General features: G+C 70.8%; 14 protein-coding genes. 10 read left to right on the top strand and 4 right to left on the bottom strand.

Annotated features, from left to right (window positions below; translation table 11 throughout):
* The first annotated feature begins 137 nt into the window (after window positions 1–137).
* Complete coding sequence (locus IEZ31_RS05880; protein ID WP_190248708.1) at window positions 138–1925, top strand: glycosyltransferase; 1788 nt, start codon at window positions 138–140, stop codon at window positions 1923–1925.
* A gap of 12 nt (window positions 1926–1937) precedes the next feature.
* Here the strand turns inward: IEZ31_RS05880 and IEZ31_RS05875 are convergent, their stop codons facing one another.
* Window positions 1938–2360, bottom strand: a complete 423-nt coding sequence (locus tag IEZ31_RS05875) for a nucleotide triphosphate diphosphatase NUDT15 (protein ID WP_229834294.1) — start codon at window positions 2358–2360, stop codon at window positions 1938–1940.
* Window positions 2361–2669: 309 nt separating this feature from the next.
* A complete protein-coding gene (locus IEZ31_RS05870) occupies window positions 2670–3251 on the bottom strand; it encodes a DUF5317 family protein (RefSeq protein ID WP_190248706.1) in 582 nt (193 codons plus the stop codon).
* A 130-nt stretch (window positions 3252–3381) separates the two neighbouring features.
* On the opposite strand from IEZ31_RS05870, the gene IEZ31_RS05865 reads away from it, so the two are divergent.
* The 5 genes from IEZ31_RS05865 to IEZ31_RS05845 all read left to right on the top strand — a co-directional run bounded on the left by IEZ31_RS05865 (window position 3382) and on the right by IEZ31_RS05845 (window position 6158).
* Window positions 3382–3597: a hypothetical protein gene (locus IEZ31_RS05865; protein WP_190248705.1), complete on the top strand. Its 216-nt coding sequence runs from the start codon at window positions 3382–3384 to the stop codon at window positions 3595–3597.
* A gap of 10 nt (window positions 3598–3607) precedes the next feature.
* On the top strand, window positions 3608–3907 hold the full coding sequence (locus IEZ31_RS05860; RefSeq protein ID WP_190248704.1) for a hypothetical protein: 300 nt from the start codon (window positions 3608–3610) through the stop codon (window positions 3905–3907).
* 219 nt (window positions 3908–4126) lie between these two features.
* Window positions 4127–4528 carry a DUF4236 domain-containing protein gene (locus tag IEZ31_RS05855; RefSeq protein WP_190248703.1) on the top strand — a complete coding sequence of 134 codons (402 nt, stop codon included), beginning with the start codon at window positions 4127–4129 and terminating at the stop codon, window positions 4526–4528.
* Between the two features lie 86 nt (window positions 4529–4614).
* Window positions 4615–5040: a zinc finger CCHC domain-containing protein gene (locus IEZ31_RS05850; RefSeq protein WP_190248702.1), complete on the top strand. Its 426-nt coding sequence runs from the start codon at window positions 4615–4617 to the stop codon at window positions 5038–5040.
* A 134-nt stretch (window positions 5041–5174) separates the two neighbouring features.
* Window positions 5175–6158: an NAD-dependent epimerase/dehydratase family protein gene (locus IEZ31_RS05845; RefSeq protein WP_190248701.1), complete on the top strand. Its 984-nt coding sequence runs from the start codon at window positions 5175–5177 to the stop codon at window positions 6156–6158.
* 80 nt (window positions 6159–6238) lie between these two features.
* Here IEZ31_RS05845 and IEZ31_RS05840 read toward each other — a convergent pair whose 3' ends face one another.
* The gene (locus IEZ31_RS05840) at window positions 6239–6559 is read right to left on the bottom strand and encodes a nuclear transport factor 2 family protein (protein WP_190248700.1); all 321 of its coding nucleotides are present in this window, start codon (window positions 6557–6559) and stop codon (window positions 6239–6241) included.
* Between the two features lie 169 nt (window positions 6560–6728).
* Between IEZ31_RS05840 and IEZ31_RS05835 the strand changes: the two genes are divergently transcribed.
* From IEZ31_RS05835 to IEZ31_RS05825, 3 genes are read left to right on the top strand one after another with little or no spacing between them, the layout of a single operon-like run.
* Window positions 6729–8483 carry an alpha-amylase family glycosyl hydrolase gene (locus tag IEZ31_RS05835; protein WP_190248699.1) on the top strand — a complete coding sequence of 585 codons (1755 nt, stop codon included), beginning with the start codon at window positions 6729–6731 and terminating at the stop codon, window positions 8481–8483.
* Between the two features lie 56 nt (window positions 8484–8539).
* Entirely contained in the window at window positions 8540–9463 is a 924-nt protein-coding gene (locus IEZ31_RS05830) for an SMP-30/gluconolactonase/LRE family protein (protein WP_190248698.1), read from the top strand.
* Between the two features lie 58 nt (window positions 9464–9521).
* Window positions 9522–10448, top strand: a complete 927-nt coding sequence (locus tag IEZ31_RS05825) for a hypothetical protein (RefSeq protein ID WP_190248697.1) — start codon at window positions 9522–9524, stop codon at window positions 10446–10448.
* A gap of 3 nt (window positions 10449–10451) precedes the next feature.
* Here the strand turns inward: IEZ31_RS05825 and IEZ31_RS05820 are convergent, their stop codons facing one another.
* Window positions 10452–12350, bottom strand: a complete 1899-nt coding sequence (locus IEZ31_RS05820; RefSeq protein WP_229834287.1) for a S8 family serine peptidase — start codon at window positions 12348–12350, stop codon at window positions 10452–10454.
* Between the two features lie 187 nt (window positions 12351–12537).
* On the opposite strand from IEZ31_RS05820, the gene IEZ31_RS05815 reads away from it, so the two are divergent.
* The gene (locus tag IEZ31_RS05815) at window positions 12538–13416 is read left to right on the top strand and encodes an LLM class flavin-dependent oxidoreductase (protein ID WP_190248696.1); all 879 of its coding nucleotides are present in this window, start codon (window positions 12538–12540) and stop codon (window positions 13414–13416) included.
* Window positions 13417–13591: the final 175 nt, after the last annotated feature.

Here is a 13591-nt window from a genome sequence, read left to right as displayed (position 1 = left end):
TACGCCCGCGTCGACGCTGTCGATGCGCCGCGCCCGCGAGCGCCGCCGATTTGCCGGGTTTGACCTCACCGCCCTGATTTGCCGACTCCGGCCAAGACCCATCAGTCGAGCGGAGCCCGGGAAAGCGGCGGGGGCACATGATTATCACGTTGATCAGCGACACGTTCAATGTCGGCAACAACGGAACGACGATTTCGGCGATGCGGTTCGCCGCGAGCCTCATCTCGCGAGGGCACACCGTGCGCGTGGTCGCGTGCGGCGAACCGGGCGGCGTCACCGGGCCCGAGATGTACTGGGTGCCGGAGCTGGTCGTGCCGATCGCGAGCCAATTGGCGCACCGGCAGAACACCGTATTCGGCAAACCCGTCCGGGAAGTGCTCGTCGATGCGATCCGGGGCGCCGACGTCGTGCACATCTACCAGCCCTGGCCGCTCGGCCGCGCCGCGGAACGCATTGCCCGGCAGCTCGGCGTGCCGGCCGTGGCCGCGTTCCACGTTCAGCCGGAGAACATCACGTACAACGTCGGGCTGGGCTGGTTCCGCCCCGCCGCCCATCTCGTCTACGCCCTGCTTCGCATCCTGTTCTACGGGCGCTTCAGCGACATCCACTGCCCGTCGACGTTCATCGCGGCGCAACTGCGCCAGCACGGGTACCGGGCCCGGCTCCACGTCATTTCCAACGGTGTCGGCGGCGCGTTCCGGCCGGGACCGGCGCGCACGCGAGACGACGACGAACCGTTCCGGATCCTGATGGTCGGCCGGTTCTCGCCGGAGAAGCGGCAGGACGTGCTGATCCGGGCGGCGCGTCGTTCCCGCCATGCCGGGCGGATCCGGTTGCACTTCGCGGGACACGGCCCGAGCGAGAAACGCCTGCGACGCATGGGTTCGAAGCTCGCGAATCCCGCCGAGTTCGGCTACTACTCGCAGGAGGATCTCGTCGACCTGATCCGCGGCTGCGATCTGTACGTCCACGCCTCCGACGTCGAAATCGAGGGCCTGTCGTGCATGGAGGCGTTCTCCTGCGGGCTCGTGCCCGTCATCTCCGACAGCCGCCGGAGCGCCACCGGCCAGTTCGCGCTCACCCCCGAGAACCTGTTCCGCTCCGGCGACCCGTCGTCGCTCGCCGAGCGGATCGACCACTGGATCGACGATCCGGCGGCGCTGGAGACGGCGTCGAAAACGTACGCCCGCTACGCCGAGCTCTATTCCGTCGACCGCAGCGTCAAGGCGATCGAGCGGGTCTACGCGCGGGCCGGCCGCGCACCGGACGCGCCGGCCGGGTACGCCGGGCGCGCGTACCGGCTGTTCTCGACGGCGTTCTACTACGCGATCGCGATCCCGCTGCTGTTCCTCTGGACGCGCGTGATCCTGGGCGTGCGCACGGAAGGCGTGAACCGCCTCCCGCGATCCGGCGGCGCGCTGACCGTGTGCAACCATGTCCACCTGCTCGACAGCGCGCTCGTCGGCCTCGCGCTGTTCCCCCGCCGCCCGGTTTTCACGTCGGCGCCGATCAATCTGGCGAACCGCTGGTACGGCGCCCTGGTCCGATTGCTCGGCGGCGTGGCGGTACCGCAGACCTCGGCCGGCCTGCCGCTGTTCTTCTCGGAGATGGAGCTGTTCCTCGCGCAGGGAAGAATCGTGCACTTCTTCCCCGAGGGTGAGCTGAAGCCCTACGACACGAGCCTGCGCGACTTCAAACGCGGCGCATTCCACCTGGCGGCTCAGGCTCGGGTACCGCTGGTGCCCCTGTCGATCCGCTTCACTCCGCCGACGGGCGTGAGCCGCGTGTTCCGCCGCAAGCCAACGATGGTCATCGTTATCGGCGAGCCGATCGTGCCGACCATGACCGACCCGCGCAGCGACCGCCGCATCCGCATGGAGCTCGCGAGGCGCAGCATGCACGCCCTCATCACCCGCGCGGCGTAGCCGCCACCAACCTCAGCCCGCCACCTGACGACGAATGTCGTCGATAAACGGGGATCGAAGCAGTTGTACCCAGGGCAGGAACAACGGCTGCGGCAGGCCATCGAAGCCGAACCATCCCTGGTCCACGAACTTGTCGGGCTCCCGGACCTCGGGCTCGCCCGCCGGGCAGTCACCGAGCATCCAGACGGTCACGTAGTGCCGGTCCTCGTCGGCGAAGACGTCGTTCGTCACCCCGCCGAAGCGGAGACCGACGACCGCCAGGCCGGTCTCCTCGGCCACCTCACGGGCCGCCACCTGCTCGAACGACTCGCCGAACTCGAGGTGCCCGCCGGGCACCGACCACGATCCGGCGCCGTGCGCGCCGCGGCGCCGCCCCATGAGAAACCGTCCGTCGCGAATGACGAACACGCCGATGCCGACCCTGACGTTCTGCACAACCGCGCAGCGTACGGCGTCGCCGCAGCCGGAGACCACGCGGTGCATGACCTCCGGATGCGGCGCGGCATCAGCCGCCCTGCTCGTGCGGGGCGCCGATCGTGTACAACAGGGTCGCCAGCGACGCGAGCGTGAACATCGCCAGCACGACACGGCGCCAGGAAATCGTCGCGGTCATCGTCGACTCCATTTCGGAATTCCGGGATCAGCCGCCGTGCTCGTGCGGGGCCCCGATCGTGTACAGCAGGGTCGCGAGCGACGCGAGGGTGAAAACAGCGAGCACCACGCGACGCCAGGAAATCGTTGCGGTCATAGGTCACCTCCTACGGGAATCGGGTTTCGGACTTGCGGAACTTCCGCCCGGCGGTAACGTCGCATGGCGAGCGCCACGAGCGCGCAGGAGCCACCGCTGATCAGAAGGTCGCCGGGGCTGACGACCTTTTTCAGCGGAGCGATCGGAATGATGTCGCCGAGGTACCGCAGCCGCGTCTCCTCGCCGGCCGGCACATTCTTCGGCGTGGTGATTCCGGGCCGCAGCCCGGCGGCCTCGGCCGCCGCCGGCGAGTACGGCATCCGCCCGTTCAACCCGATCGCGACGGCGTTGAGCACGGCGCCCAGCACGATCGCGATCCCGGCGGCACGAATGCCCGCGGGCCACTGCCGGAGGTTGACGACGAGCCACCCGAGCACGGGCGCGAACACGACGGCGAGCATCGTTCGGTCACTGACGAGCTCCCGCACGAGGGGCACGTAGTAATGCGCGGCCTGGAGCCCGGCGGCCAGCCACAGCAGCCAGAGACCGCGAATTCGAATGGCCCGGAACCCGGCCAGCCGCCCGCCGAGCAGATACCCGAGGACGAGCCCCGCCAGCGGCGGAACGACAATCAGCACGAGCATACGAATGGACAACGCCGCTTTCCCCCGTTCGCGTTGCGGTTACCCGCATTTCTTAACAGGACGCGACCCGGATTGAACGACCCTTTCGGCCAGCGTTGAGCGTCAATACGCCGCAAAGAAAAGCATGCACGGCCAATGTTGTGGCAATAGGCGGTACGTTCGGCTCCCCGCACCTCCCCCGTTCACCCGAGGGCCTGATCTGGTCAAGTTCGACCTGCCCCCGTTCGAGGAGGCCCGGCTCTCCACCAACGAATTGAACGACGTCAAGCCGACCGAGTACCGCGCCGACGCGGTGGTGACACTCCACGACGAGCGCCGGACGGTGCTCGCGGTCGTGTGACCTGGTACTCATGGCGCTGTCGCCAGCCGCCCGCGCCAGCCTGGAGGAGTTCATGACCACCACATCCCATGGCCCCAAGTACCACAGCGACTTCGCCCGCCGTTATTACGGCGAGGGCGAAGCGCAGGGCAAGGCAAAAGGCGAGGCCCGCGCGCTGCTCCTGGTGCTGAAGAGCCGCGGCGTCGACGTGCCGGACGCGGTCCGCGAGCAGATCGCGGCGTGCACCGACCACGACCAGCTCGACCGCTGGCTCGAGCGCGCGGCGACCGCGCACTCGATCAAAGACATCGACGAGCGCTTCGCCGGCTGAACCCGCCCATCGTTCGAAAGGGCTGGGGCGGCAACTCCCGCACTGGGATTGCCGCCCACAGCGGGTATGACCAAGCGCAACCGGACTGCCTGGGCCGTTCGTCGGCGATGGCCGGGCCGGCGTGACCCAGCACTGACCGTCAGCCCGAGGATGACGGACCGCGCACGCGAATAGCCTGTCGCACCTGACGGCGTCGTCACGTGCGAGAAGAGGTGCGCGATGGGCTTGCGGATCCGTACCAGCCTGAAGGCAGGGCCGTTCCGGCTGACGCTCTCGCCCCGCGGCATCGGCGTGAGCGCCGGGGTGCCCGGTTTCCGCGTCGGAGCCGGGCTGCGGGCCAACTACGTCAGCGTCGGCGCGGGTGGCGTGCGGTACCGCGCGACGATGCCGAACCGCCGGCCCGACACGCCGCAACTGCCGGCGCAGCCGGTCGCCGATGTGGTCATGACCGACACCACGGGGCAGAACGCGTTCGCGCTCGAACCCACCGGGCCCGGCGACCTGGTCGACCAGCTCAACCGGGCGCACGGCCGGCCGCTCCTGTGGCCGCCGTCGCCGCCCTGTTGCCACGGATGCTCGCCCAGCATCGCGACCGGCTCGGCTACTCCTGTGGGCCGCTGAGTGCGCCGGCGTTCGGGCTCGCGCCTCGGACCGGCGTCCGTCCGCGCACCCGCGCGGTCGGGCTTCGCCGTGGTACCGATGGATGGATGTCTTCGATCCTCGCCCGGCTGCCGATGAGCGCCGCCGACGCGGGCGACGCCGACGCCGAACGGTATCTGTCGTGCCTCTCGACCGCGCTCGCCGACGGCCGGATCGTGGGCGACGAGGCGCGGGAACTGGCCGAGCTGGCCGGCACCGCCGGGTTCGGTTCGGCGCAGGTCGCCGCGCTCAACCAGCGCTTCCTGGAGTCGATGCGGGAGGCGGCCTTCGCCGACGACGTGCTGACCACGGCCGAGCTGCGATCGCTGCGCTCGGCCGCCGCGGCGCTCGGCGTCCAGGGGTACTTCGACGACCTGCGCCCGGCCGAGTCGCCGGCCGCGCCGGCGACCACACCGCGGCAGCGCCGATGCGGGAACTGCCGCGAACCCGGGCACTACCGGTCGACGTGCCCCAGCCTGTTCTCCACCGCCTGAGAACTACGCGCGCTTCGTGTAGGCGTGGCCGAGGTTGACCGTTTCGATGTGGGGTGGCGCACCCCTGCATGGGCAGGCGTTGTGCGTGCGGTCGGCGCCCGTGATGGGATGGGCCAGGAAAGCGGGGGTGAGCGATGCGGATGCTCGTTGTCGGGGGAACGCGGTTCGTCGGGCGGCACATCGTCGAGCAGGCGATCGGTCGCGGGCATGATGTCACGCTGCTGCACCGTGGGCGCAGCGGCGCGGGGCTCTTTCCGCAGGCGGCCCACATCCTCGCCGACCGCAACGGGGACCTCTCGGGGCTGGGCCACGGCTCCTGGGACGTGACCGTGGACGTCAGTGGATATCTCCCGCGGCAGGTGCGCGACCTGGCCGACGCGCTGGACGAGCGTGGTGGGCGATATGTCTACATCTCCAGCGTCTCCGTCTACGACAACCCGCCGCCCGGCTTCACCGAGGACGCGGCCCTGCGCGAGCTTCCCGACCCGACGATCGAGGAGATCACCGACGAGACGTACGGCGGGCTGAAGGCGGCCTGCGAGCGCGTCGCCCACGAACGGTTCGGGAGCGGGACGCTCATCGTGCGGCCGACCTACGTCGTCGGGCCGTACGACCACCTGTGCCGGTTCACCTGGTGGGTCGAGCGGGTCGCGCGCGGCGGCGAGATCCTCGCCCCCGGGCCGCCCGGCGCCGCGGTCCAGGTCATTGACGCCCGCGACCTCGCGAGCTGGACCCTCGACATGATCGAGCGGCGCGAGGCCGGGGTGTTCCACACGGCGTACCCCAGGCCGCCGTTCCCGTTCCGCGATCTCCTGGAAGCGATGGTCGTCGAAGTGGGGCCGCCGGGCACGACGCTGACGTGGGTCGATCCCGACTTCCTCGGTGACCGCGGCGTCGACGCCGACAGCCTGCCGTTGTGGTCCGCGTTCGATCCCGAGGCGGCCGGCAACCTGGCCGACCCGTCGGCGGCGCTGGCGGCCGGCCTGTCACCGCGCCCGCTGTCCGCGACGATCCGGGAGACGCACGATCACGCGATCCGCCACCCGCTCCCACCGCCGCCCGCGCGCCTGACCCCGGAGCGGGAGGCCGCGCTGCTGACCGAGTGGCGCGAGCGCTGACCCCGGAAGGCAAGGCCGCGCGGCGCGAGCGCTGCCCCCCGAACGCAAGGCCGCCGGGCGCGAGCACCGAGTCAGCCGACTCAGTCGAAGGCGACGCGGAAGTCGGCGATGCGCCCGCCCGCCCACCGGACGGTCAGCGTGCCGGTGCCGCCCTTGTCCCAGGCGAACCGCGCCACGTCGACATCGCCGTCGGTCTCGACCGACGACACCGTGATCGTGTCGTCGGGCGGGTCGGCCGCATAGGCCTCGATGATTGCCTCGCGGCCCCGGTACGGGCTACCGGGATCGCCCACGATGTCGAGCGTCGCGTCCTCGTCGAACGCCGCGATGTAGCCGTCCCACTCTCCCGTCCGCACCCCGTCGTTGAACCGCCGGCACTGCTCCAGCACGCGCTCCGCCATGGCACCCTGTCTACCATCAGAATCGACCACGGTCGACGTACCGAGCAAAGGAACGGCGAACGGAACGGCGGCAGGAACGACAGAACGGGAAGCGGAGCGCGGATCACACCGGCGCGTGTAAAGATCGAAGACGCCGAAAACCACGCCGGGACCGGGACGGAGATGGGCGATGGAACTGCGCCGGGCGGCCGACATCGATCTCGCGGCATTGACGCGGCGCGAGTTTCACCCGTCCCCCGCCGCCTGGGAGGACGAGGTTCTCTACTTCCTGCTCGTCGACCGGTTCGACGACGGGCTGGAGCGGCCGGTCATCACGCCCCTCGATCGCGGGAATGCCGTCGCCACCGAGGAGGACGCGCAGCGGTGGCGGGACGCCGGTGAGCGGTGGTGCGGCGGGAACCTCAACGGGATCAGGCGGCGGCTCGGCTACCTCGCCCGGCTCGGCGTCACCGCCGTCTGGATCAGCCCGATCCTCAAGCAGGTTGCCAACCAGGACACCTACCACGGCTACGGCACGCAGAACTTCCTCGACGTCGACCCGCACTTCGGCACCGCCGACGAACTCAAGGACCTCGTTGCCGCCGCCCACGAGCACGGCATCCGGGTCGTGCTCGACGTCGTGCTCAACCACGCCGGGGACGTGTTCGGTTACGAGCCCGACAATCGGCCCGTCTGGATGGGGTCGGCCTACGACGTCCGGGGGTTCCGGGACGCCGGCGGGAAGCCGACGCTGCCGTTCGCGAGCGTGCCCGAGGCCTGGCCGGACGGGGCCGTCTGGCCGGCCGAGCTGCAGCGGCCCGGCACGTTCTCGGCCAAAGGCCGCATCGTCAACTGGGATCGATACCCGGAGTACCTCGAAGGCGACTTCGCCGGCCTCAAGGACATCGTCCTCGGCACCGGGCCCACCGACCAGTACCGCCCGTCGCCGGCCCTGCGGGTGCTGACCCGCGCCTACCAGTACTGGATCGCGTTCGCCGACCTCGACGGGTTCCGGGTCGACACGGTCAAGCACATGGACCCCGGCGCCGCGCGGTACTTCGCGTCGGCCATCCACGAGTTCGCGCAGTCCATCGGCAAGGAGCGCTTCTACCTCATCGCCGAGATCACCGGCGACCGCGCATTCGCGTACCGCACGTTGGAAGAGATCGGCATGGATGCCGCGCTCGGGATCGCCGACGTGCAGGACCGGCTGGAGCGGGTCGCCAAGGGGCAGGCCGATCCGAAGGAGTATTTCGACCTCTTCCGCAACTCGCTCCAGGTCGGCCGCGAGTCGCACACCTGGTTCCGGGACAAGGTGGTCACCGGCTACGACGACCACGACCAGGTCCGCAAGGGCCCGTGGAAGGCGCGGTTCGCCAGCAACAACCCCCAGCTCACCACGGTCGCCCTCGCGCTCAACGCCACCACGCTCGGCATCCCCTGCGTCTACTACGGCAGCGAGCAGCTGTTCGACGGCGAGGGCGGCGACGACCGGTACCTGCGCGAGGCCATGTTCGGCGGCGAGTTCGGCCCGTTCCGCAGCCGCGGCGCGCACGCGTTCGACGAGACGCACCCCGTCTACCTGGCCCTGGCCCGGCTTCTCGACCTGCGCAAACGCACTCCGGCGCTGCGGCGGGGCCGGCAGTACCTCAGGTCGGTGTCGACCGACGGCGTCCGCTTCGACAACCCCCAGGCCCGCGGCCTCCTTCCGTGGTCGCGCATCTTCGCCGATCACGAGGTGCTCGTCGCCGTCAACACCGACCCCGCCGCCGAGCGGACCGCATGGGTCACCGTCGATGATGACCTGCACGACCCCGGCGACGCCTTGACCTGCCGGTACCACAGCGACCAACGCCTGGAGGGAACTTTCACCCGCGTCGAGCGCCGCAACGGGAAGTCTGTCCAGATCACCGTCCCGCCGGCCGGCGTCGTCATGTACGAATAGGCAATTGACGATAGGATTCTCCGGTCCGCAATGAGATCTTGATCGGGGAGGACCTCATGCACAGACGCTCACTGCTGGCCGGCGCGGCCGGCGTCGCGGCCGGCCTGATGATCCCGGAGGCCGCGACCGCGGCGGGAACCGCGAACTCCAGCGGCAAGTTCCCGGAAATCATCGACCTTCCGGCCGGATTCCAGCCGGAAGGCATCACCGCCGGCCCGGGCACCACCTTCTACGTCGGGTCACTCGCCACCGGCGCCATCTACCGCGGCGACATCGCCACCGGCAAGGGATCGACGCTCGTCCACAACACCGACAAGGCCGCCCTCGGCCTGGAGTTCGACCGCCATGGACGCCTCTGGGCAGCCGGCGCGGGCACCGGCGGCGCGACCGTCTACAGCGCCACCGGACGCACGCTCGCGCAGTACAGCTTCAACGGGACCTTCGTCAACGACGTCGTCGTGACCGAGGACGCGGCCTACTTCACCGACTCCTACCAGCCGCTCCTGTACGTGGTACCGCTGCGGAAGCACCAGCTTCCGGGCCAGGACGCCGTCCGCACCATCCGGCTGCCCGGCGAGCTCGGCGACGCGGCCGGCTTCAACAACGGCATCGAGGCGACGCCGGACGGGCGGCTGATCATCGTCCAGATGCTCGCCGACCGCCTGCTCTCCTTCGACCCGAAGCGCGGCACCGCCGGCCGGATCGACCTCGGCGGGGCCAGCGTCCTGCAGGGCGACGGCCTGCTCCGCCGCGGCCAGCACCTCTACGTCGTCCGCAACTTCTTCAACGTCATCGCCAAGTTCCGCCTGCACCCGAGCCTCCGGAAGGCCGAGCTGGCCGAGGAGATCACCCACCCGCGGTTCGACATCCCGGCGACGGTCGCCGGGTTCGGCTCGCACCTCTACGCGGTCAACGCACGGTTCAACATCGAGGTCCCGACGCCGGAGACCACGTACAACGTCGTGCGCGTCCGCGGATAGACCGCCGTCGACAGCCGGCGGTGGCGTCACCGCCGGCTCCCGGCAATACTCAGCGGGCATGGAGCAATCGATGGGCCGCGACCTGGCGCACGCCCTGCGCACCGGCCCGTTCTCCGCCGCGCTGCACCTCGCGATCGAGGACCGCGGGATCCGGCTGGAGGACATCCAGGACCGGCTCTCGACGGAGGGCGTGCACGTCAGCCTCACCACGCTGTCGTACTGGCGGCGCGGACGCAGCCGGCCGGAGCGCCCCGACTCGATCAAGGCGGTCCGGCTGCTGGAGAAGATCCTGTCCCTGCCGGAGGAGTCGCTGATCGTCCAGCTGGGCCCCCGCCGGCCGCGCGGCCGCTGGCTGAGCCGCCCGCCGGGGACGATCGAGATCGACCGGTTGTTCGCCGACCACAGCGGCGTCACCAAGATGCTCGGCGATCTCGACCGCTGGCGATATCACGAGCTCACCCGCCTCAGCCTGCACGACCTGTACCACGTGGGCCCCCAGCGGCAGGAGCGCGGCCTGACGGTCCGCCAGGTGCTGCGCGCGAACGTCGACCGGGTGTCGCGGACGGTCGCCATCTTCGAGACCGACGACCTGGACGCCACGGTGACGGTGCACCCGGTGCGCAACTGCCGGCTCGGGCGGGTCCGCTCGGTGCCGACCGCCGGCCTGGTCGCGGCCGAGATCATCTTCGACCGCATCCTGACCCAGGGCGAGACGGTCGTGGTCGAGTACGAGTACCTCAGCGAGTCCAGCGTCCCGGCCAGCCGCTACTACCGCGGCTTCGCGGTGCCGGTGACCGAGTACCTCATGCAGGTGCAGTTCGACGCGGAGGCGGTCCCGGCCCGCTGCCACCGCTTCGAGCGGCGGGCCCTCAACGCGCCCGAGCAGGGCGTCGGCGAGGCCTGGATCGGCTCGACGAACGGGGCACACCTGATCGCGTCAGATGTGCCCCCGGGAATCGTCGGAATGCGCTGGGAGTGGGAGTGACGACTACGCGGCGGTGACCGTGACGTCGTCGATGACGAAGCTGGTCTGCAACGACCAGTCCTCGACGCCGGTGAACTTCATCGTGGCGGTCTGCCCGGCGAAGCCGCTGACGTCCACGGTCTTCTCGACGTAGCCGGTGGTCTTGTCGAGGTTCGACCAGGTGCCCACGGTCGTGCCGCCCACGGTGAGGGTCAGCCGGTCGTAGGCGACGTTCTCGTACTCCGCGGTGGTGATGCGGATCCAGAACCGCAGGGTCACGCTGGTGCAGCCGGCCGGGAAGGCGACCGCCTGCGACAGCGTGTCGGTCTGCACCTGGCCGCCGCCGTTGAGCCACGCGTTGCGGGTCCCGCTGCGCGCGGGGTACTGCGTCCACGTCCCGATGACGTTCGCGGTCGCGGTCCACGGGGACGTGCCGTTCTCGAAGCCGGGGTTGCCGACCGGCTGGGTGGGCGAGCAGCCGCCGCCCGAGGTGACCGTCCAGGTGAAGGTGGCCTGGCCGGTCTTGTTCGCGGCGTCCGTGACCGTCACCGTGACGTTCGACGTGCCCGCCGTCGTGGGCGTGCCGGTGATCCGGCCGGTGGCGGCGCCGACGGTCAGCCCGTTGGGCAGGCCGGAGGCGTTCCAGGTGTACGGGCTGGTGCCGCCGGACGCCTGCAACTGCAGGTCGACGGCCTGGCCCACCGGCGTGGCGCGGTTGCCGGGGTTGGTCACCGACGGGCTGCCGGGGTCGGGGTTTCCGCCGCCGATGAAGCCCGTGTAGAGCAGGACGTTCGGGGAGCCGCTGCCCGGGCTGGTGATCTTGCCGGTCGTGCCGTTGGTCACCAGCGCGTTGCGCACCTGGGCGGGAGTGGCGCTCGGGTTCGCGCCGAGGTAGAGCGCCGCCGCCCCGGCGACGTGCGGCGACGCCATCGAGGTGCCGGTCATCGTGGCGCTGCCCGTGTTGCTCGAGTAGGAGGCGGACACGATGCTGGTACCGGGCGCGAACAGGTCCAGGCAGGAGCCGTAGTTGCTGGTCGAGTTGCGCTGGTCGGAGCTGTTCGAGTTGCCGACCGTGATCGCCGCCGCGACGGCCTGCGGGCTGTAGTAGCAGGCGTCGTCGCCGTTGTTGCCGGCCGCCTGGACGAACTGCACGCCCGAGTTGACGAGAGCGGTGACCGCGCTGTCCATGGCCTGGCTGGTACAGCGGCTGCCGCAGCCGATGCTGTAGTTGGCCACGGCCGGCTTCTGGGCGTTGGTGCGCACCCAGTTGATGCCGGCGATCAGGTCGTCGTTGGTGCCGGTGCCCTGGCAGTCCAGGACCCGCACCGACACCACGCTCGCCTGCTTGGCGACCCCGTACGTGGTGCCGACCGCGGTGCCCGCGACGTGCGTGCCGTGGCCGTGGCAGTCCGCCGGGTTCGAGTCGCCGTCGACGATGTCGGTGCCCGGCTTGACCCGGCCGCTGAAGTCCACGTGGCTCGCGTTGAGGCCGGTGTCGAGCACGTAGACGGTGACGCCCTTGCCGGGGTTCGCCGGGTAGGTGTACGCCTGGTTCAGCGGCAGGCTCGCCTGGTCGATCCGGTCGTCGCCCCAGTTCGGCGGGTTGTTCTGGGTGTCCTGCACGGTGATCCGCTGGACCTGCTCGACGCTCGCGACGGCCGGGTCGGCGGCCAGCCGGCGGGCCTGCGCGGCGCTCATGGCGCCCGAGAACCCGTTGTCGAACAGGTGCCGCGCCTGGCCGTACCGCTTGGACAGCTCGGTGCGCCGGCCGCTATCCTTGACGGTCACGATGTACCGGCCGGGCACCGCGTCGGGGCTGTCGGCGTAGAGGATCGCGCCCTGCGCCTCGGCCTGCGCCGCGGTGGTGGTGCCGGCGGCCGCCAGGACGGCGGCGAGCACGACGATGGGGAGTTTTCGCAACACGGTGGAGACCTCCTTGGGGGTGGCCGGCTCCGGGGCCGGGCCGGTCGGCGCCGACCCCGGAGGGCTGCGAAGACGCTAGGAGCCCGCGCATTGAACGGGGAACATCGATGAAAGGACATCGACGTTCGGTACCGTCAAAACTGTTTATGAACCGGTGTGCGGCGATCTGCGTGACAGACTGGCCACCATGACGACTCTCGGTGCCGTGTTCCTGCCCCAGCTGCCGCCCGAACGTCTCCGGTCCGTCGTCCAGGCCGCCGACCAGGCCGGGCTGGAGGAGCTGTGGCTGTGGGAGGACTGCTTCCTGGAGAGCGGCATCGCCACCGCGTCCGCCGCGCTCGCCTGGAGCTCGACCATGCGCGTCGGCGTCGGCCTGCTGCCGGTGCCGCTGCGCAACGTGGCGCTCACCGGCATGGAGGTGGCCACGCTGTCCCGGCTGTTCCCCGGCCGCGCCCTCATCGGCGTCGGCCACGGCGTGCAGGACTGGATGGGCCAGGTCGGCGCGCGGGTCGAGTCGCCGGTGACCCTGCTGCGCGAGTACACCGTCGCCCTGCGCGCCCTGCTGGCCGGCGAGCGCGTCACGACCGCCGGCCGCTACGTTCGCCTCGAAGGCGTGGCGCTGGACTGGCCGCCGACCGCGGCGACGCCGATCCTGGTCGGCGCGGTCGGCCCCCGCACGCTGCGGCTGTCCGGCGAGGTTGCCGACGGGACCATCCTCACCGGTGGGACGGATGTCGCGGCGGTACGGGCGGGGCGTGCGCTCGTCGACGAGGGCCGCACAGCGGCCGGCCGCTCCGCGGCCCACCCGATCGTCGTCTACCTGCACACCGCGACCGGCGACGGCGCTTCGGAGCGGATGGCCGCCGAGCGGGAGCGCTGGGGCTACCAGGGCCGCAACCCCGCCGACGTGACCGTCGTCGGCGACGAGCACGTGATCGCCGAGGCCGTGCACCGCTGGGCGGCGGCCGGTGCCGACAGCGTCATCCTGCAGCCCACGCCCGACGACCCGGACCCGGAGGGCTTCGTGCGCTTCGTGGCCGAGCGCGTGCGCCCGCTGGTCGGGTAGCACGATGGACCTGGAGCGGGCCGTGGTGCCCGACCTGGTCGGCCTCACCGCGCGGGAGGCGCACAGCCGCGCGTACCACGCCGGCGTGCTCGCCTCCGGCGTCGACCCGGACGGGCCGCCGCTGGTGGTCCTGGACCCGCCGTCGGCGTGGGTGGTGACGGCCCAGGATCCGGCG

The sequence above is a fragment of the Dactylosporangium sucinum genome, assembly GCF_014647515.1.
In the GTDB taxonomy this organism is placed as follows: domain Bacteria; phylum Actinomycetota; class Actinomycetes; order Mycobacteriales; family Micromonosporaceae; genus Dactylosporangium; species Dactylosporangium sucinum.
The sequence above is the reverse complement of the archived record's forward strand: the minus strand, read 5'-3'. Positions and strand labels throughout refer to the sequence as shown.